Origin of the sequence: Streptomyces resistomycificus (assembly GCF_001514265.1) — a bacterium.
GTDB lineage: Bacteria > Actinomycetota > Actinomycetes > Streptomycetales > Streptomycetaceae > Streptomyces > Streptomyces resistomycificus.
In genome coordinates this window covers 598683-617206 of sequence record NZ_KQ948992.1, presented here as the reverse complement: position 1 = coordinate 617206, position 18524 = coordinate 598683, and the positions used below count along the sequence as shown (strand labels likewise).

At 69.7% G+C, this 18524-nt stretch carries 16 protein-coding genes, 1 tRNA gene and 1 riboswitch; of the genes, 5 read left to right on the top strand and 12 right to left on the bottom strand.

The genetic code is table 11. From position 1 onward, the window contains the following. Window positions 1-15: 15 nt before the first annotated feature. Window positions 16-1233 (top strand): acetyl-CoA C-acetyltransferase, encoded by a 1218-nt coding sequence (locus AQJ84_RS20970; RefSeq protein ID WP_030040934.1) that lies wholly within the window; start codon window positions 16-18, stop codon window positions 1231-1233. Window positions 1234-1515: 282 nt separating this feature from the next. Then, window positions 1516-2298 (top strand): hypothetical protein, encoded by a 783-nt coding sequence (locus AQJ84_RS20965; RefSeq protein WP_030040935.1) that lies wholly within the window; start codon window positions 1516-1518, stop codon window positions 2296-2298. 25 nt (window positions 2299-2323) lie between these two features. On the opposite strand, the gene AQJ84_RS20960 is transcribed toward AQJ84_RS20965, so the two are convergent. Next, the gene (locus AQJ84_RS20960; RefSeq protein WP_030040936.1) at window positions 2324-2605 is read right to left on the bottom strand and encodes a hypothetical protein; all 282 of its coding nucleotides are present in this window, start codon (window positions 2603-2605) and stop codon (window positions 2324-2326) included. A gap of 134 nt (window positions 2606-2739) precedes the next feature. Here AQJ84_RS20960 and AQJ84_RS20955 point away from each other — a divergent pair, with 134 nt between their 5' ends. Beyond that, window positions 2740-2970 (top strand): DUF4287 domain-containing protein, encoded by a 231-nt coding sequence (locus AQJ84_RS20955; RefSeq protein ID WP_030040937.1) that lies wholly within the window; start codon window positions 2740-2742, stop codon window positions 2968-2970. Between the two features lie 72 nt (window positions 2971-3042). On the opposite strand, the gene AQJ84_RS20950 is transcribed toward AQJ84_RS20955, so the two are convergent. The 3 genes from AQJ84_RS20950 to AQJ84_RS20940 form a co-directional block, all read right to left on the bottom strand. After that, window positions 3043-3939 carry a Bax inhibitor-1/YccA family protein gene (locus AQJ84_RS20950; RefSeq protein ID WP_030040938.1) on the bottom strand — a complete coding sequence of 299 codons (897 nt, stop codon included), beginning with the start codon at window positions 3937-3939 and terminating at the stop codon, window positions 3043-3045. Window positions 3940-4089: 150 nt separating this feature from the next. Then, a complete protein-coding gene (locus tag AQJ84_RS20945; protein ID WP_030040939.1) occupies window positions 4090-5262 on the bottom strand; it encodes a 4-hydroxybenzoate 3-monooxygenase in 1173 nt (390 codons plus the stop codon). A 150-nt stretch (window positions 5263-5412) separates the two neighbouring features. Beyond that, window positions 5413-5496 (bottom strand) — tRNA-Leu (locus AQJ84_RS20940). A gap of 414 nt (window positions 5497-5910) precedes the next feature. On the opposite strand from AQJ84_RS20940, the gene AQJ84_RS20935 reads away from it, so the two are divergent. Then, the gene (locus tag AQJ84_RS20935; RefSeq protein WP_030040940.1) at window positions 5911-6681 is read left to right on the top strand and encodes an ABC transporter ATP-binding protein; all 771 of its coding nucleotides are present in this window, start codon (window positions 5911-5913) and stop codon (window positions 6679-6681) included. Continuing rightward, window positions 6681-9209: an ABC transporter permease gene (locus AQJ84_RS20930; RefSeq protein WP_053191346.1), complete on the top strand. Its 2529-nt coding sequence runs from the start codon at window positions 6681-6683 to the stop codon at window positions 9207-9209. Before AQJ84_RS20935 ends, AQJ84_RS20930 begins: the two co-directional genes overlap by 1 nt. Before the next feature lie 53 nt (window positions 9210-9262). Here AQJ84_RS20930 and AQJ84_RS20925 read toward each other — a convergent pair whose 3' ends face one another. The 8 genes from AQJ84_RS20925 to AQJ84_RS20890 all read right to left on the bottom strand — a co-directional run bounded on the left by AQJ84_RS20925 (window position 9263) and on the right by AQJ84_RS20890 (window position 18402). Next, window positions 9263-10555, bottom strand: coding sequence for a class I SAM-dependent methyltransferase (locus tag AQJ84_RS20925; RefSeq protein ID WP_030040942.1), 1293 nt, complete (start codon window positions 10553-10555; stop codon window positions 9263-9265). 199 nt (window positions 10556-10754) lie between these two features. Beyond that, entirely contained in the window at window positions 10755-12149 is a 1395-nt protein-coding gene (locus tag AQJ84_RS20920; protein WP_037803026.1) for an NAD(P)/FAD-dependent oxidoreductase, read from the bottom strand. A 453-nt stretch (window positions 12150-12602) separates the two neighbouring features. Further along, on the bottom strand, window positions 12603-13556 hold the full coding sequence (locus AQJ84_RS20915; protein WP_030040944.1) for a Ppx/GppA phosphatase family protein: 954 nt from the start codon (window positions 13554-13556) through the stop codon (window positions 12603-12605). Then, window positions 13553-14083 carry a DUF501 domain-containing protein gene (locus AQJ84_RS20910; protein WP_030040945.1) on the bottom strand — a complete coding sequence of 177 codons (531 nt, stop codon included), beginning with the start codon at window positions 14081-14083 and terminating at the stop codon, window positions 13553-13555. Before AQJ84_RS20910 ends, AQJ84_RS20915 begins: the two co-directional genes overlap by 4 nt. A gap of 22 nt (window positions 14084-14105) precedes the next feature. Continuing rightward, window positions 14106-14582 (bottom strand): FtsB family cell division protein, encoded by a 477-nt coding sequence (locus AQJ84_RS20905; RefSeq protein ID WP_030040946.1) that lies wholly within the window; start codon window positions 14580-14582, stop codon window positions 14106-14108. A gap of 111 nt (window positions 14583-14693) precedes the next feature. Further along, window positions 14694-15974 carry a phosphopyruvate hydratase gene (gene eno / locus AQJ84_RS20900; protein WP_030040947.1) on the bottom strand — a complete coding sequence of 427 codons (1281 nt, stop codon included), beginning with the start codon at window positions 15972-15974 and terminating at the stop codon, window positions 14694-14696. A 324-nt stretch (window positions 15975-16298) separates the two neighbouring features. Continuing rightward, window positions 16299-16997 (bottom strand): LysM peptidoglycan-binding domain-containing protein, encoded by a 699-nt coding sequence (locus tag AQJ84_RS20895; protein WP_030040948.1) that lies wholly within the window; start codon window positions 16995-16997, stop codon window positions 16299-16301. A gap of 4 nt (window positions 16998-17001) precedes the next feature. Beyond that, a riboswitch (cyclic di-AMP (ydaO/yuaA leader) is annotated at window positions 17002-17169 on the bottom strand. Between the two features lie 183 nt (window positions 17170-17352). Then, window positions 17353-18402 carry a LysM peptidoglycan-binding domain-containing protein gene (locus tag AQJ84_RS20890; RefSeq protein ID WP_053191344.1) on the bottom strand — a complete coding sequence of 350 codons (1050 nt, stop codon included), beginning with the start codon at window positions 18400-18402 and terminating at the stop codon, window positions 17353-17355. Window positions 18403-18524: the final 122 nt, after the last annotated feature.

The following is an 18524-nucleotide window of genomic DNA, read 5'->3' as shown; positions in this document are numbered from 1 at the left end:
TTGTCTGGAGCCGTGATGCCCGAAGCCGTGATCGTCTCGACCGCCCGCTCCCCCATCGGCCGCGCCGGCAAGGGCTCCCTCAAGGACCTGCGCCCGGACGACCTGACCGCCACGATCATCCAGGCGGCCCTCGCCAAGGTCCCCGAGCTGGACCCGAGGGACATCGACGATCTGATGCTCGGCTGCGGTCTGCCCGGCGGCGAGCAGGGCCACAACCTCGGCAGGATCGTCGCCGTACAGATGGGCATGGACCACCTGCCCGGCTGCACGATCACCCGTTACTGTTCCTCCTCGCTGCAGACGAGCCGCATGGCCCTGCACGCCATCAAGGCCGGCGAGGGCGACGTCTTCATCTCGGCCGGTGTCGAGACGGTCTCCCGCTACGGCAACGGCACCTCCGACATGCCGGGCACGCACAACCCGCTGTTCGCCGAGGCCGAGGCCCGTACCGTCGCCGTCGCCGCGCAGGAGGGCACCACCTGGCACGACCCGCGCGAGGACGGGCTCATCCCCGACGCGTACATCTTGATGGGGCAGACCGCCGAGAACCTCGCCCGCGCCAAGGGCATCACCCGCCAGGACATGGACGAGTTCGGCGTCCGCTCCCAGAACCTCGCCGAGGAAGCCCTCAAGAACGGCTTCTGGGAGCGCGAGATCACCCCGGTCACCCTCCCGGACGGCACGGTCGTCTCCAAGGACGACGGCCCGCGCGCCGGCGTCACCCTGGAGGGCGTGGCGGGCCTCAAGCCGGTCTTCCGCCCCGACGGCCTGGTCACCGCCGCCAACTGCTGCCCGCTGAACGACGGCGCCGCCGCGGTCGTCGTCATGAGCGACACGAAGGCGCGCGAGCTCGGCCTCACGCCCCTGGCCCGCATCGTGTCGACCGGCGTCTCCGGACTCTCCCCCGAGATCATGGGCCTCGGCCCGGTCGAGGCGTCCCAGCAGGCCCTGCGCCGGGCCGGCCTGACCATCGACGACATCGACCTGGTCGAGATCAACGAGGCGTTCGCCGCCCAGGTGATCCCCTCCTACCGCGAACTCGGCATCGACCTCGACAGGCTGAACGTCAACGGCGGCGCCATCGCCGTCGGCCACCCCTTCGGCATGACCGGCGCCCGTATCACCGGCACGCTCATCAACTCCCTCCAGTTCCACGACAAGCAGTTCGGACTGGAGACGATGTGCGTCGGCGGCGGCCAGGGCATGGCGATGGTCATCGAGCGGCTGAGCTGACCAACCTCCCGTAGCCGTACGGGAACCCAGAGTCATACATCGGCCCGGAACCCTTGAACCGCCTGGGTTCCGGGCCGTTTTGTGATCCAATCTCCCCCAGGATGTGACCTATCTCCCTCCGGGAAGGGATTCACGCAGGTCAGGACAGTTCAGCAGGTACCCCCGAGCCCAAAGCCCTGTCCGATTCGTGACGTTACGCACTGACAGCGGGATAGTCCGCCCTTCAAGCTGATGTAGGAAGTCGGGGGTCGACTTTGAACCGGGAGTACGTCAGTGAGCGCCATGCCGATCGCCTTGTTGGTCACCACGGCCGCCACGGGCGCCGTGGGCGTCGCCGTCCTGCGCACCCTCATGGTGCTGCGCCGACAGGTCGCCGCCCTGCACGCCGAGATCGCCGAGGGCAACGCCACCGCCGCGCGGGGTCTCGTGCCGGCCGCCCGCCACTCGGCCGACGTCGACGAGATACGCGCCGCCGTCTCCGAGGCCCTGGCCGAGGAACGGGAGCGCGAGCTCGCCGAGGCGCGGGCCTTCTGGGCCGCCCAGGAGGCGCGTGACGCCTCCGACGCGCCCTCGCTGCTGGGTCTGCCCGACAGCGAGCTGTTCCTGCCCCGGCAGGCCGATTTCGTGGGCCTGGAGCCGCTGGAGCCGGTCACCGAGTCCGGCGTGGACGCCGACGAGTTCGCCGGGGAGTCCGCCGAGCTGGCCGCGGCCCGCCGCCGCCACCCCTCGCACCCGGACTTCGTACCGGTCGCGTCACCCGTCGTGAACGACCACGAGCGCACGGTCGCCACGCTGGAGGAACTGGCCGCGTCCCAGGTCGAGCTGGCCGACGTCCGCCCGGGGCCGCTCGGCACCCTGGACGTCTACGTCTTCGCCGACGGCACCACCCTGTGCATGACGCCCGGCCACCGGGAGACCGCGGAGCGCCTGGCCGCGGCCCTGAACGCCGGCGAGACCCCGACCCTGCTGGGCGGTTCGGGCATCTCCGGCGCCTACACGCTGACCTTCGCGTGCGGCGAGGAGAACGTCTACATCCTGGCGGACCGGGTCATCGCGTCCCTCTAGGGTTCGTCAGGCCGGGCCCGGCGGGTCACACACCGGCCCGCTTCTGCGCCTCCTCCACCAGCTGCACCGCTTCGTCGACCTGGCCCTCGTCCGTGAGGACGAGGGCCAGGTCGTGCACGGCCACGGTGATCTGGTCGGCCGCGGCGAACATCCCGGCGTCCGGCATCTGACGGGGTTCGGCCTCCGGCGCCTCCACGAGCTGGGTCCTGCGGGCGAACTCCCTCGCCAGCCCCAGTGCCTCGGCGGCGGCCCCTCGTTGCAACCGGCTCTGCGGCGCCGCCCGAAGACGATCGGCAAAGTGATCCACCGCTTGGGTCAGACGCGTCGTATCCACCACGGCGCGAGCCTACGCGTCGCACCGAGACTGTTGCCAACGGGCGAACGCTCAGGCACGGTGACCTGAAGGACCGGCTTACATCCCTTTTGCGTCCGGAGGCGCCGATGTCCCACGTCCTCTCCGAGGAGACCCACCGCAACATGCTCGCCCGTATCCCCCACTGCACCGGTCGTGAAGTCTCCGACTGGCTCCGCACCGTCGAAGAAGGCCCCTCACTCTTCCGCTTCGAGGAGAAGGTCAGCTGGCTCCGCCACGAACACAACCTCGCGTACGGCCACGCGAAGGCGATCATCCACGAGTACGACCTGAGGAGGGCGGCGCGCAAATTCGCCTAGGCGCGCACCACGACACGACGAAGGGGCCCCGGGTCGTGACCCGGGGCCCCTTCGCGACTACCGCGGCGGGTGTCAGTCGCTGCTGTTGAGGATCGCGATGATCCTCAGGAACTCCATGTAGATCCACACCAGCGTCAGCGTCAGCCCGAAGGCCGCCAGCCACGCCTCCTCGCGGGGCGCGCCGTACGCGACGCCGTCCTCGACCTGCTTGAAGTCCAGGGCGAGGAAGCAGGCGCCGAGCAGGATGCCGACGACGCCGAAGATGACGCCGAGCGGGCCGCTGCGGAAGCCGAGGCCGTCACCGCCGCCGAAGACGGCGAACAGCAGGTTCACCATCATCAGCAGGACGAAGCCGAGCGCGGCCGCCATCACGAAGCCGTAGAACCGGCGGTTGACGCGGATCCAGCCGGCCTTGTACGCCACCAGCACACCGGCGAAGACCGCCATGGTGCCGATGACGGCCTGCATGGCCGCGCCGTCGGCGATGCGGCTGTCGACGATGTTGGACAGGACGCCGAGGAAGACGCCCTCGAAGGCCGCGTACGTCAGGATCAGCGCGGGCGAGGCCTTGCGCTTGAAGGACTGTACGAAGGCCAGGACCATGCCGATCAGCGCGGCACCGATACCGATGCCGTAGGACCGGCCGATGTTCGCGTCGTCGACCGGCAGCAGCGCCCAGGCGAGCGCGGCCGTGACGATCAGGACGCCGAGCGTGGTGCCGGTGCGCAGGATGACGTCGTCGATCGTCATCCGGCCGGTGGTGACCGGGGCCTGGGGCGGTGCGCCCTGCTGTAGGTCCTGCTGCGCGTAAGGGTTCTGCGCGTACGGGTTGCCGGCCTGCGGCTGCGCGTACGGGTTGGCCTGCGTGCCTACAGCGGCGCCCCCGGCCTGCGGCGCGGTGTTGAAGCCCGCGTAGCCGTTGTCGCGGCTGAACCCCCGTCGCGAGAAGACCGGGTTGCTGCTCCTCATTTCACTCCTCCATGGCCACCCTGTGTGGGCCTTGGCTCAAGAGTAATAGGTAGGCAAAGGAATGACCCTAGTGCTTGGGGAGGATCTTTCCCTCGTCGTGTTCCGCAACACGCTACGCGGCCCGGCGATTCCCGGCCACGGAGGGGCGGCTCAGAACGGGAACCCCGTGTACGCCTCGGCGAGCTCGGTCTCGGCGGCCCGGGAGGACGCCAGCCGCTCCAGCCGGGCCAGCCGGAGGCGGTCCTCGAAGGGGGTGGCGTCGGGGGCGCGGTGCAGCAGGGTCGTCATGTCGTAGGAGAAGCGCTCGGCCTGCCAGACGCGGCGCAGACAGGTCGGCGAGTACGCGTCGAGCAGTTCCGCCGAACCGGTCTGCCGCTCGTGCGTCAGGGCCCGGGCGAAGGTGACGACGTCCCCGACGGCGAGGTTGAGGCCCTTGGCGCCGGTGGGCGGCACGATGTGGGCCGCGTCCCCGGCCAGGAAGAGGCGGCCGTGCCGCATGGGCTCGTGGACGTGGGAGCGCATCGGGGTGACCGACTTCTGGGTGATCGGGCCGCGCTCCAGGCGCCAGCCGTCGGCGGTCTCGAAGCGCCGCTCCAGCTCCGCCCAGATGTCGTCGTCGCTCCACGCCTCGGCGTCGGTGCCCTCGGGCACCTGGAGGTAGAGACGCGAGACGGACGGGGAGCGCATGGACAGCAGGGCGAAACCGCGGTCGTGGTGGGCGTAGACCAGCTCGTCGTGGGAGGGCGGGACGTCGGCGAGGATGCCGAGCCACCCGAAGGGGTACGTCCGTTCGAAGATGCGGGTCAGCTCGGCGGGTATCGCCTGCCGGGCGACTCCCCAGAAGCCGTCGCAGCCGACGACGTAGTCGCACTCCAGGACGTCCTCGACCCCCTCGTGCCGGAAGCGGACGCGCGGGCTGTCGGTGTCGGCGCCCTCGACGGCCAGCGCCTCCGCCTCGAACAGCAGCGGGCCCCCCTCCTTGAGCTGGAGCGCGATGAGGTCCTTGCACACCTCCGTCTGGGCGTAGACCATCACGGACCGGCCGCCGGTGAGGGCGGGGAAGTCGACGCGGTGGCGCTGCCTGGCGTACCGCAGCTCGATGCCGTCGTGGCGCAGGCCCTCGCGGTCCATGCGGTCCCCTGCGCCGGCCGCGCGCAGCACGTCCACCGTGCCCTGTTCGAGGATTCCGGCCCGCTGTCGCTGCTCGACGTAGGAGCGGTCGCGGCTCTCCAGGACGACCGAGTCGATGCCGGCGTTGTGCAGCAGCCGGGCGAGGAGGAGTCCCGAGGGGCCCGCTCCGATGATGCCGACGGTGGTGCGCATCGACCCCGCCTCTCTGTTCGCGTGTGCGTCACGGCGTTCGCGTGGTGAAGTTTTCTTCACCAACTTCCTGACGTGAGTCTCCGACGGCATACGCCCGCTGTCAACGGTCATGCGGTTGAAGTCTTCAATGGAGGGTGCAGGTGTCGGAAGTGCCCGGAGCCGGACTTGAACCGGCACGCCCGCGAAGGGGCAGCGAGGTTTAAGCTCGCCGTGTCTGCATTCCACCATCCGGGCAGGCCATGGGCTCCGCAACGAGGTTCCGAGCCTATCGGGACCCGTCCCCCGAACAGCGGAAGAGCGGACCGATGTTGTCTTATTCTATTGACGTCTGAGGGTGCATCAGCCCACGGAACAGGCCGTCCGCACTTGCCAACAGCCTTACGCGCGGCCCCGGGCCGCGTATGCGGAATGACGGAATTTCACCGCCCGAACGAGGGGGCTCCACCTGTTCTCTGCACGGTGGCGCGCGGGGCAGGTATGAGGCAGGTATGAGGGGTGGCCGTCATCCCCAGGTATGACACCGCTCGGTGTGGTCCGACCCGAGGCTGCCTTCGGAACCGGAACAACGGCTGACTACACGGCAGCTCGCGGGCCGGACGATGGATGACGTCCCTCCGACACATCCTCGTCCTCCTGGAGTGCCTTCTCGTGACCACCGCATCCATCGCCGGCCGGGCCACCGCCGTGGCCGCGCGTGCCACGGATCTGTCGAAGATCTACGGACAGGGCGAGACCCAGGTGGTCGCCCTCGACCGGGTCTCCGTCGACTTCCGGCAGGCCGAGTTCACCGCGATCATGGGCCCGTCCGGTTCCGGCAAGTCCACGCTGATGCACTGCGTGGCGGGCCTGGACACCTTCTCCTCCGGTTCGGTGCGCATCGGCGAGACCGAGTTGGGCTCCCTGAAGGACAAGCAGCTGACCAGGCTGCGCCGGGACAAGATCGGCTTCATCTTCCAGGCGTTCAACCTGCTGCCGACCCTGACGGCCCTGGAGAACATCACCCTCCCGATGGACATCGCGGGCCGCAAGGCGGACAAGCAGTGGCTGGACTCCGTCATCGCGATGGTGGGCCTCGCCGACCGGCTCGGCCACCGTCCCTCCCAGCTGTCCGGCGGCCAGCAGCAGCGCGTCGCCGTGGCCCGCGCCCTCGCCTCCAAGCCCGACATCATCTTCGGCGACGAGCCGACCGGAAACCTCGACTCCCGCTCAGGCGCCGAGGTGCTGGGCTTCCTGCGCAACTCCGTACGGGAGCTCGGGCAGACCGTGGTGATGGTGACCCACGACCCGGTGGCGGCGGCGTACGCGGACCGGGTGGTGTTCCTGGCGGACGGCCGGATCGTCGACGAGGTGCACGGCCCGACGGCCGAATCGGTACTCGACCGCATGAAGCAGTTCGACGCGAAGGGCCGTACCAGCTGATGTTCCGCACCGCCCTGCGCAACGTCTTCGCGCACAAGGCCAGGCTGCTCATGACCGTGCTCGCCGTAATGCTCGGCGTCGCGTTCGTGTCCGGCACGCTGGTCTTCACTAACACCATCTCCCAGGCCTACCAGAAGAGTTCGGCCAAGGGCTTCGACCAGGTCGACGTGGCCGTGGAGGCCGAACTCCAGGAGGACAAGGGCGACACCGTCGGCAAGCGGGCCGAGCTGACCCAGGCGCTGCTCGACGAGAGCGCGAAGGTGCCGGGGGCCGCCTCCGCCATCGGCGTCGTCAACGGCTTCACCGCCATCGCCGACAAGGACGGCAAGCTGATCGGCGGCGGCTTCCAGTCCCAGGGCGGCAACTACTGGGGCGCCGAGGACCCCCGGTATCCGCTCGTCAGCGGGCACGCGCCCAGCGGCGAGGGCGAGGTCCTCATCGACTCGCAGACCGCGAAGCGGGCCGGGTACGAGGTCGGCGACACCGTACGGCTGTCGGTGGACGGGCCGGTCCTCGACCCGAAGATCACCGGCATCTTCAGCACCGACGACGGCAACGTCGCCGCCGGTGGCAGCCTCGCCCTCTTCGACACGGCGGCGGCCCAGCAGCTGTTCGGCAAGCCGGGCACGTACGACCAGATCGACGTCAAGGCGAAGGCGGGCGTCAGCCAGTCGGCGCTGAAGGCCGAACTGGACAAGGCCCTGCCGAAGGACACCGTCGAGACCACGACCGGACAGGAACTGGCCGACAGCCAGGCGGAGGCGATCTCCGCCTCGATGTCCGGCCTGAAGCAGGGACTGCTGGTCTTCGCGGGCATCGCGCTCTTCGTCGGCACGTTCATCATCGCCAACACCTTCACCATGCTGGTCGCCCAGCGCACCAAGGAACTGGCCCTGCTGCGGGCCGTGGGCGCCTCGCGCCGGCAGGTCACCCGCTCCGTCCTCATCGAGGCGTTCGTGGTCGGCGTGGTCGCCGCGGTGACCGGCCTCGCCGCCGGTGTCGGCATCGGTGCGGGGCTGCGGTCGCTGATGGGCACGCTCGGCGCGACCGTCCCGGACGGGCCCCTGGTCATCACCCCCGGTACGGTCCTGGCGGCCCTCGCGGTCGGTGTCCTCGTCACCATGCTGGCGGCCTGGCTGCCGGGCCGCCGGGCGGCGAAGATCCCGCCGGTGGCGGCGATGAGCAGCGTGCACGCACAGGCGACCACCAAATCGCTGGTGCTGCGCAACACGCTGGGCGCGCTGTTCTCGGCGGCGGGCGTCGCGGTGGTCCTCGCGGCGACGACGATGTCCGGCTCGGACGGCCAGGCTCCCATGGGTCTCGGCGCGGTCCTGCTGATCATCGGCGTGTTCGTCCTGACCCCGCTGCTGTCCCGCCCGCTGATCGCGGCCGCGGCGCCGGTCCTGCGCGTCTTCGGCGTCTCGGGCAAGCTGGCCCGCCAGAACTCGGTGCGCAACCCGCGCCGCACGGCGGCCACCGCCTCGGCGCTGATGATCGGCCTCACCCTGATCACCGGCATGACGGTGATGGCGGGCAGCCTGCAGAAGTCGATCGACAAGATGGCCTCGTCGGCGATCCGGGCGGACTACGTGGTCTCCATGGCCAACGGCAACCAGCTGTCCCCGGACGTCGCGAGGAAGCTGGGGCGGATCGACGACGTCACCGCCACCAGCCCGCTGCGCAACGCGCCCTCCCGCATCGGCGGCGAGACCGAGTACCTCACCGGCGTCACGGGCAGCACGATCGGCGAGCTGACCGACCTCAAGGTGGACAGCGGTTCCTTCAAGGTGGGCGGCACCCAGGTCGTCGTGGACGACCGGACGGCCGAGTCGCATGGCTGGAAGGCCGGTTCGAGCTTCACCGTCGCCTACGAGGACGGAAAGAAGCAGAAGCTCACCGTCGCCGGGGTGTACGAGGGCAACGAGATGATCCAGGGCATCATGCTGGACCTCGCCACGCTCTCCCCGCACCAGACCGACCCCGCCGACATGCAGGTGATGGTCAAGACGTCCGACGGCGCCTCCGGCGCGACCAAGGACAAGCTGGAGAAGGCACTCGGCTCCAACCCGGCCATCAAGGTCCAGGACAAGAAGGACCTCTCCAACGACATCGCGCAGATGTTCACGCTGATGCTGAACATGCTCTACGGTCTGCTCGCGATGGCCGTCCTGGTCGCCGTCCTCGGTGTCATCAACACCCTGGCCATGTCGGTCTTCGAACGTTCCCAGGAGATCGGGATGCTCCGCGCGATCGGCCTGGACCGCAGGGGCGTCAAGCGGATGGTCCGCCTGGAGTCCCTGGTCATCTGCCTCTTCGGCGGGGTCCTCGGAATCGGCCTGGGCGTGTTCTTCGGCTGGGCGGCGGGCGAACTGCTCGGATCGACCCTGGCGACGTACGAGCTGGTCCTGCCGTGGGCCCGGATGGCCATCTTCCTGCTCCTGGCGGCGACGGTGGGCGTCCTTGCGGCGCTGTGGCCGGCCCGTCGGGCGGGGCGCCTGAACATGCTGGCGGCCATCAAGTCCGAGTAGCCGTACGGCGGTCGGGGCCCCGTTCCGCTTCCGCGGGCGGGGCCCCGTCGTGTTCAGTTCCAGGTACGGGAACGCAGGGGCAGCCCCGAGACACCGGACTCGGGGGCGCGCACGGCGAGCACCTGGTTGACGCCGATGCGGTTGTGTTCGAAGGCGAGCGCGGACGCGGCCATGTACAGCAGCCACACGCGGGCCCGCCCGGCACCGGCGACGCGCACGGCCTGCGGCCAGTCGGCCTCCAGGTTGGTCACCCAGCGGCGCAGGGTGAGGGCGTAGTGCTCGCGGATCGACTCGACGTCCCGCACCTCGAACCCGGCGCGTTCGAGCTGGGTGACGGTGGTGCCGACGGGGGCGAGTTCGCCGTCGGGGAAGACATAGGAGTCGATGAACTCGTCGACGGAGTAGGCCGATTCGTCCCGGTGCGGCCGACGCGCGATCTGGTGGTTGAGCAGCCGTCCGCCCGGCCTCAGCAGCCGGAAGAGATCCTCGGCGTACTCCAGGTACCGGTCCGCGCCGACGTGCTCTGCCATCCCCACGGAGGAGATCGCGTCGTACGGCCCGTCGGCCACGTCCCGGTAGTCCTGTACGCGGATCTCGACCCGGTCGGTGAGCCCCTCGCCGGCGACGCGCTTACGGGCGTACGCGGCCTGCTCGTGGGAGAGGGTGATGCCGACGACGCCGACCCCGTGCTCGCGGGCGGCGTGGATGGCCATCGAACCCCAGCCGCAGCCGACGTCCAGAAGGCGCTGACCGGGCGTCAGGCCGAGCTTGCGGCAGATGAGTTCGAGCTTGTCGTGCTGGGCGTTCTCGAGGGTGGCGTCGGGGGCCGGCCAGTATGCGCAGGAGTACACCATGCTCGGCCCGAGGACGATCTCGTAGAAGTCGTTGCCGACGTCGTAGTGGTGGCTGATGGCGCGCCGGTCGGTGCGCCTGGTGTGCAGATGGCGCCGTGGTCTGCGGATCTCCTCACGGGGCGGGGCGGGCGGCAGCGGGGGCCCGGCGAGGGCGACGAGCCCCCGGACGGCGGCCCGCACCTGCGGGTCGCGCAGCGTCCGGGTGAGCCCGGGGGCGTCCTCGTCGCGCTCCCAGACCAGGCCGGACACCCGGTCGAGTGCGGCGTAGAGGTCCCCCTCGATGTCCAGGTCCCCGGCCACCCAGGCACGGGCCAGGCCCAGCCTGCCCGGCTTCCACAGCAGCCGGCGCACGGCCCGCCGGTTGCGCACCACGAGGGTCGGCGCGCCCGGCGGCCCCGCCTCCGAACCGTCCCAGGCGCGAACGCGCACCCGAAGCGGCACACCCAACAACTGTTCGACGAGGCTCTTCAGCCGCAACGCGGCGTCTGCCATGGCGTACACCTCCATGACGGGGGATCCCGGAATGTCCGACATCCACGTAAACACCTGCGGGGCCGGACCGCAGTCCCTCGTTCGCGTTACGGCTGGGCAAAACGCGTGTACGCACCACAGGCCTTGCCTCGGGAAACGCCGAAGGACCTCCCGCACCACGGATGGCGGGAGGTCCTTCGGGTGGATCAGTGACCGGAGGTCAGGAGGCCTTGGCCTGTTCGACCTTGGGCTTCTCCTCGGCCTTGGCCGGAGCGATCGGGGCCGGCTTGGCGGCCTCGTAGAACTCCTCGCGCGGGTGCTCCATCGCGCCGAGGGAGACGACCTCGCGCTTGAGGAACATGCCGAGGGTCCAGTCGGCGAAGACGCGGACCTTGCGGTTCCAGGTCGGCATCGCGAGACCGTGGTAGCCACGGTGCATGTACCAGGCGAGACGGCCCTTGAGCTTGATCTTCATCTTGCCCATGACGATCATCGCGACGCCCTTGTGCAGGCCGAGACCCGCGACGGCGCCCTTGTTGCCGTGGCTGTACTCCTTCTGCGGGAAGCCCCGCATACCGGAGATCACGTTGTCGCCGAGCACCTTGGCCTGACGGAGCGCGTGCTGCGCGTTCGGCGGGCACCAGGCGTTCTCGTTGCCGGCCTTGCGGCCGACGAGGTCCGGGACCTGGGCGTTGTCGCCGGCGGCCCAGATGTAGTCGGTGCCCTGCACCTGGAGCGTGGCCTGGGTGTCCACGTGGCCGCGCGGGCCCAGCGGGAGGCCGTAGCGGGCGAGGACCGGGTTCGGCTTGACGCCGGCCGTCCACACGATGGTGCTGGAGTCGACCTCGAGGCCGTTCTTCAGCACCACGTGGCCGTCGACGCAGGAGTCCATGGAGGTGGAGAGGTAGATCTCCACGCCCCGGCTCTCCAGGTGCTCCTTGCCGTACAGGCCGAGCTTGGGGCCGACCTCGGGCAGGATCTTGTCGGCGGCGTCGACGAGGATGAACCGCATGTCCTCGCGGGAGACGTTGCTGTAGTACTTGGCCGCGTCGCGGGCCATGTCCTCGACCTCGCCGATGGTCTCCGCACCCGCGAAGCCACCGCCGACGAAGACGAAGGTGAGCGCCTTGCGGCGGATGTCCTCGTCGTTCGTGGAGTCGGCCTTGTCGAGCTGCTCGAGGACGTGGTTGCGCAGGCCGATGGCCTCCTCGATGCCCTTCATACCGATGCCCTGCTCGGCGAGGCCGGGGATCGGGAAGGTGCGGGAGACCGCGCCGAGCGCGATGACCAGGTAGTCGAAGGGCAGCTCGTACGCCTCGCCGACCAGCGGGGCGACGGTGGCGACCTTGCGGTCCTGGTCGATGGTGGTGACCCGGCCGGTCAGAACCTCCGCCTTGGGCAGCACGCGTCGCAGCGGGACGACGACATGGCGCGGGGAGATGTTGCCGGCGGCGGTTTCGGGGAGGAAGGGCTGGTAGGTCATGTACGACCGGGGGTCGACGACCGTGACGGTCGCCTCGCCGTAGCGCATCTTCTTCATGATGCGCCGAGCTGCGTACAGGCCTACGTACCCACCGCCTACTACGAGGATCCTGGGACGCTCCGTGGTGCTCATGCCATCGAGTATCCACCCGCCTCAGGGGGGTCGCTCGTGCGCCCCTTCACAAGCATCCTCGGGGTGTGTGCTATCCTCCGCCGCTCGCGTGATCCACGTCATGGCGCGGAGCGGGAACCAGCGTGTAGGGCGGGGCGTTGTCAATGCCGCGTGAGCTGCCTCTCTGCACTCTGGGCGCCCTCGTGAGGCGCCCGCGACACACCCTTGCGGCACCCTCGCGCAACGTCCGCGCTCACCTCTTTTGAACACGTTCACAGGGGTGCTGGGCCCCCGGAAGGGTCAACCGGGACGCGTTCGTCCTCCGACAGGGCCGAATTCCTTGTGAAGAACTTCACGAACTTTTCCGACGGGGTGTTGCCGAGAGGCCCGCGAAGGCCTCTCGATCATGCTCAAACGGGCGTCCGCCCTGCTCAGCAGAGTCCCGCAGGGGGCGGGCGGAGATCGCCGACGGTGTTACGCGCGCTCTCCCGCCACGCTCCACGCGATCCCGTCGAGGATGTCGTGCTCGCTCACGACGACCTCCGCCGCGCCGATCCGCTCCATGATCGACAGCAGCACGAGGGCGCCCGCCCCGATCACGTCCACACGGCCCGGGTGCATCGACGGGATCGTCGCGCGTTCGGCGTGGGTGGAGCGCAGGAGCCGGTCGGTGATCTCGCGGACCCGGTCGTGGGAGACACGGGAGTGGTGGATGGCCGCGGAGTCGTACTCGGCCAGGTCCAGGGCGATCGCCGAGACCGTGGTCACCGAGCCGGCCAGGCCCACCAGGGTGTGCGCCTCCCGCAGCGGGACCGTCTGCTCGGCGAGGTCGAGGGCCGCCTCGATGTCGGCCCGCATGGCCGCGATCTGCTCCTCGGACGGCGGGTCGCTCACCACCCCGTCGCGCACCAGGTGCCTCTCGGTCATCCGGACGCAGCCGACGTCGACCGAGCGCGCCGCGCGCACCCCGTCGTCGCCGACGACGAACTCGGTCGAACCGCCGCCGATGTCGACGACCAGGTAGGGCCTGGCGAGGTCGTCACGGCCGGTCAGTTCCCTGGTGGCGCCGGTGAAGGAGAACTCCGCCTCCTGGTCGCCGGTGATGACCTCCGGCTCGACGCCGAGGATGTCCAGCACGCCCCGCACGAACTCGTCCCGGTTCTGCGCGTCCCGGGAGGCGGAGGTCGCCACGAAACGCAGCCGCTCGGCGCCATGCTCCTTGATGACCGCCGCGTACTCACGGCAGGCGGCGAAGGTCCGCTCCAGCGCCTCGGGGGCGAGCCGCCCGGTGCGGTCGACGCCCTGGCCGAGGCGGACGATCGTCATCCGCCGGTCCAGGTCGACCAGTTCACCGGTCGCCGGGTCGGCGTCGGCGACGAGGAGACGGATGGAGTTCGTACCGCAGTCGATGGCGGCGACCCGGGTCACTGACCGTCCTCCTGCGTGAGGGTCACGCACGCGCCCTTGCGCCACCACTCCGGCAGCATCTCCAGCGCCTCGTCGCCCAGCGGGTTGACGCCGGGGCCGGCGGCCAGGGAGTGGGCGACCAGGACGTGCAGGCACTTCACCCGGTCCGGCATGCCGCCCGCGCTGGGGAAGCCCTTCAGCTCCTCGATCTCGTCGCGGCGCCGGACGTAGTCCTCGTGGGCGGCGCGGTAGGCGGCGGCCAGCTCCGGGTCCTTCTCCAGCCGCTCGGTCATCTCCTTCATGACGCCGTTCGCCTCGAGGGTGCCGATCGCGGAGTTCGCCTTCGGGCACGTCAGGTAGTACAGCGTGGGGAAGGGCGTGCCGTCGGGGAGACGGGGGGCCGTCTCGACCACGTCCGGCTGCCCGCACGGGCAACGGTGCGCGATGGCGCGCAGGCCGCGCGGCGGGCGTCCGAGCTGCTGGTTGAAGGCCTCGACGTCCGCGTCGGTGGGCTCGGTGCGCGGGGTGGTCGGCGGGGGCGTGTGCATGCCTGTCTTTCTATCGGTCAGTTCACTGGTCGGAGGCGTCGGACTTGTCGACGCCGTCCCAGACGTTCGCGTACCAGGGGCGGTCGGCCGCCCCCAGATCGGTGCGGGACCGCCTGGCCGCGTCCGGGTCGATGACGATGAAGCCCGTCTCCCCCGGCATCACATAGTGCAGCCGCTGCCGGATCTGCTGCTCCGCGTACGCGTCGTCCTGCCAGCGCGCCTTGAGGTCGCGCAGCTGCTCGACCCGCTGTGCGGCCTGCTCCTGCTGCCGCTGGACGTCGGCGATCTCGGCCCGCTGGGAGACGTACTGCCTTATGGGATAGGCGAGCGCCACGATCAGCGTGCACAGGACCAGGGCCAGGAGCGCGGCCCGGCCGGTGAGCCGGGATCGGCGGGCCTGCCGTTTGGTCTGGGAGCGGTAGACGCGGGCCGCGGTCTGCTCGCCGAGCAGCTTGATCCTGGTCGCGGTGGAGAAACGGTCGCGGTCCTTCACGGCCATCGGCTCTCCGCCTCCCCTTCCACGTGCGTACGTCCCCGCACACGGTACGGGACCGAGTACGGGGACGTACGTACGACTGGCTAAGGCTTGACCCTGGTTGGGTCAGTGCCGTCAGCCCTTGAAGCGCGGGAAGGCGCTGCGGCCGGCGTACACCGCGGCGTCGTCGAGGATCTCCTCGATGCGCAGCAGCTGGTTGTACTTGGCGACGCGGTCCGAGCGGGCCGGGGCGCCGGTCTTGATCTGGCCGCAGTTCACGGCGACGGCGAGGTCGGCGATGGTGACGTCCTCGGTCTCGCCGGAGCGGTGGGACATCATGCACTTGAAGCCGTTGCGCTGGGCCATCTCGACGGCATCCAGGGTCTCGGTCAGCGAACCGATCTGGTTGACCTTGACGAGCAGGGCGTTGGCGGAACCCTCCTCGATGCCGCGGGCCAGGCGCTCCGGGTTGGTGACGAACAGGTCGTCGCCGACGATCTGGACCTTGTCGCCCAGCTTCTCGGTGATGGCGTTCCAGCCGGCCCAGTCGTCCTCGAACAGCGGGTCCTCGATGGAGACGAGCGGGTACGCCTCGACGAGCTCGGCGTAGTACTCCGTCATGTCGGCGGCGGAGCGCTCCTTGCCCTCGAAGGTGTAGACGCCGTCCTTGTAGAACTCGGAGGCGGCCACGTCGAGCGCGAGGGCGATCTGCTCGCCGGGGGTGTAGCCGGCCTCCTTGATGGCCTCGAGAATGAGGTCGAGGGCGGCGCGGTTGGACTCCAGGTTCGGGGCGAAGCCGCCCTCGTCACCGAGGCCGGTGGACAGGCCCTTGGTCTTCAGCACCTTCTTGAGGGTGTGGTAGACCTCGGCGCCCCAGCGCAGCGCCTCGGAGAAGGACTCCGCGCCGATGGGGGCGATCATGAACTCCTGGATGTCCACGTTGGAGTCGGCGTGCGAGCCGCCGTTCAGGATGTTCATCATCGGAACGGGCAGCAGGTGCGCGTTCGGGCCGCCCAGGTAGCGGAACAGCGGCAGGTCGCTGGCCTCGGAGGCGGCGTGGGCGACGGCGAGGGAGACGCCCAGGATGGCGTTGGCGCCGAGCGAGCCCTTGTTGTCGGTGGCGTCCAGGTCGAACATCGCCTGGTCGATCAGGCGCTGCTCGGTGGCGTCGTAGCCGACGAGCTCCGGGCCGATCTGCTCGATGACCGCGAGGACGGCCTTCTCCACACCCTTGCCCAGGTAGCGGTTGGGGTCGCCGTCACGAAGCTCGATGGCCTCGAAGGCACCCGTGGAGGCGCCGGACGGAACGGCGGCACGACCCGTGCTGCCGTCGTCGAGGCCGACCTCGACCTCGACCGTGGGGTTGCCTCGGGAGTCCAGGATTTCCCGGGCTACGACGACGTCGATGGACGGCACGAGCATCTCCTTTATGGATGTGACGCGGGTACGCGGGGCCGGGGGCCCTTGGTCGGAGCCGCGGTCGGCTCCGCGAGACGAGCCTAACCGGCTCCGGGCGTTCGGCCAGCGGTCGACCGCCCGTTGGACAGAACCGAGAGTAAATTGTTTCCGAACGGAACAAAAGAGTCCCGGAGTGTCGGACGTGAAAAAACCCCGCCCCGGTGCGTACGGGGGAAGACGCACCGGAGCGGGGAGCCCGTGGGGACGGGGGTGGCCCTCACGAGGCCTCCACGATGGAGTCCACGGATGTGCGGGGCCTGTGGTTCAGCTGGAAGCCGCGTGTCACTTCAGGTGGAGCTGCTGACCGGGGTAGATCAGGTTGGCGTCCTCGACGATGTCCTTGTTCAGCTCGAACAGCTTCGCCCAGCCGCCCTTGACGTCGCGCTCCTCGGCGATCGAGCTGAGGGTGTCGCCGGTGACGACCTTGTACTCGCCGTCGCCCTTCTTGACCTTCTTGCCGGTCGGGGTGGTGACGGTCTTCTTCGCTTCCGGACGCTCCGAGGAGCGGGAGGCCGGCTGCTCGGACGAACGGGTGCTGGTCTCCGAGGAGCCGTTGCCGGAGCTGCCGGAGCCGCTGTCCGACGAGGTGTCGGTGCTGCCGTTGTAGGCGGAGCTCGACAGGTTCACACCGCAGGACGGCCAGGCGCCCTTGCCCTGGGAGGCGAGGACCTTCTCGGCGACGGCGATCTGCTGCGCCTTGGAGGCCTGGTTGGCCTGCGCGGCGTACTGCGTGCCGCCGTACGCGGCCCAGGTGGAGGCGGAGAACTGCAGACCGCCGTAGTAACCGTTGCCGGTGTTGATGGACCAGTTGCCGCCCGACTCGCACTGGGCGACGGCGTCCCACTCGGAGGCGGTGGCGGCGGAGGCGTTGCCGGCCGCCATCAGCGGGGCGGCGACAGCGGCACCGGTGACACCGGCGATGGCGATGGCACGAGTGGCCTTGGACGGACGACGGTGCTTGCCCTTGCTGGAAAACAGCATGGATGGATCCCCTCACCGACGCCTGCGAGGTGAGCTGTCGGGTTCGGGCCGGTTGAGTTGCCCGGCCGCATCCCTTCCGGGACGCGGCTTCACCCCAAGCCGGATCCAGCGCAACTGCTGGGCCCGGCGCCTACCTTGGGTCCCCCGCTCCTGCCTACGGCGCATGACGCGACGACTGTTCCCGGGCCGCCACTGGCAGGATTCGGCGTTGCGGCGGCCGGGGCTCGTGTTGGCGAGCGGTCCCGACCGTAGACAGGCGATCGGCCGAATTTCAAAGACGATCAGGGCTTCTGAGACTCATCCCACACTTTCGCCAAACCGGACATTAGATGGCGAAGTGTGACGCGAACTCCCGCTAGTTTTCGCCCGATTCGGCACCGAGAGAGAGGGTCTGACCGGGAGCGATGACGCTCGGGTCGGCGCCGATCGCCTCCCTGTTCTCCGCGTAGAGCTCTCGCCACCCGCCCTGGAGGTCAAGGGAGTCGGCGATGGACGCGAGTGTGTCGCCGGCACGGACGGTGTAGGAGTCGCCGCGGGCGGCGTGCCGGCCACTGGAGGAGCCGGTGGAGGTGTCACTGCTCGCGGTGCGCTCACCGGCACTCTCGTCGGCACTGTCACCGCGGTGCTTGCCCGCGCCGAGGGCGCCGGTGTCGACGAGGGCCGAAGAGCCGCCTTCCCGCCATGAGTTGTCCGAGTCGTCCTGCTTTGTCGAGTCCATGGAGGAGCTGTCGGCATCCTGTGAGGCGTCGAAAGTCGGCTCGGGTTCGGGCGATGTGCCCGACTTGGACGAGTTGTCACCCTTATCGGACGAGTCCGACTGGGCGTCAGACGAGGCGCCGGAGCCGGACGGGCTGGGTGACGCCGACGACGCGCCCGTGGAGGCGCTCCCGGACGAGCCGCCCCTCGAATCGGATGAGTCGGACAAGCCGGACGAGTCGGATGACCCGGACGAGCCGGACTCGTCGGATGAGTCAGCCGCGTCCGAGTCCGTGTCACCAGCCACGCCCGTGTCGACGTCGGCCGCCGCGGAGTCCTTGCTGAGGCCGTGGAGCAGGCCGCAGGTCGACCAGTAGCCGACACCCTTGTCCGCGAGGATCTCCTCGGCCACGGCTATCTGCTGGTTGCGACTGGCCTGGTCCGGAGTCGAGGCGAAGTCGAGGCCGCCGTACTTCTCCCAGTCCTCCAGGGCGATCTGGAGTCCGCCGTAGTGCCCGTCACCGTCGCTCTCGCTCCAGGAGCCGCCCGTTTCGCACTTCGCCACCGCGTCCCACGTGGTGCCGGTCGCCGCGCTCGCGCCCGTCGCCGCCAGGAGCGGGATGGCGATGGCGGATCCGGTCACGCCCGCCGCGACGAGGAGGGCCGGAGCCTGGCGGGGGCGACGATGACGGCCGTTCCCGGAGAGCATGCGGAAACCTTTCGCGAGACAACAGTGACCGGCGCCGCGACAAGGCTCGGCGCCGTGTTGATCCGTGAACGTATAGGCACACGATCACTTGTCACAAGTTAATGCCGCGTAGATCACGTGAA

Bases quoted from the DNA above. Each gene is read 5' to 3' on its own strand.
- AQJ84_RS20920 (WP_037803026.1), bottom strand. From the start codon at position 12,149: ATGAGCACCACGGAGCGTCCCAGGATCCTCGTAGTAGGCGGTGGGTAC.
- AQJ84_RS20945 (WP_030040939.1), bottom strand. From the start codon at position 5,262: ATGCGCACCACCGTCGGCATCATCGGAGCGGGCCCCTCGGGACTCCTC.
- AQJ84_RS20965 (WP_030040935.1), top strand. From the start codon at position 1,516: ATGCCGATCGCCTTGTTGGTCACCACGGCCGCCACGGGCGCCGTGGGC.
- AQJ84_RS20925 (WP_030040942.1), bottom strand. From the start codon at position 10,555: ATGGCAGACGCCGCGTTGCGGCTGAAGAGCCTCGTCGAACAGTTGTTG.
- AQJ84_RS20910 (WP_030040945.1), bottom strand. From the start codon at position 14,083: ATGCACACGCCCCCGCCGACCACCCCGCGCACCGAGCCCACCGACGCG.
- AQJ84_RS20930 (WP_053191346.1), top strand. From the start codon at position 6,681: ATGTTCCGCACCGCCCTGCGCAACGTCTTCGCGCACAAGGCCAGGCTG.
- AQJ84_RS20890 (WP_053191344.1), bottom strand. From the start codon at position 18,402: ATGCTCTCCGGGAACGGCCGTCATCGTCGCCCCCGCCAGGCTCCGGCC.
- AQJ84_RS20970 (WP_030040934.1), top strand. From the start codon at position 16: ATGCCCGAAGCCGTGATCGTCTCGACCGCCCGCTCCCCCATCGGCCGC.
- AQJ84_RS20955 (WP_030040937.1), top strand. From the start codon at position 2,740: ATGTCCCACGTCCTCTCCGAGGAGACCCACCGCAACATGCTCGCCCGT.
- AQJ84_RS20950 (WP_030040938.1), bottom strand. From the start codon at position 3,939: ATGAGGAGCAGCAACCCGGTCTTCTCGCGACGGGGGTTCAGCCGCGAC.
- AQJ84_RS20905 (WP_030040946.1), bottom strand. From the start codon at position 14,582: ATGGCCGTGAAGGACCGCGACCGTTTCTCCACCGCGACCAGGATCAAG.
- AQJ84_RS20895 (WP_030040948.1), bottom strand. From the start codon at position 16,997: ATGCTGTTTTCCAGCAAGGGCAAGCACCGTCGTCCGTCCAAGGCCACT.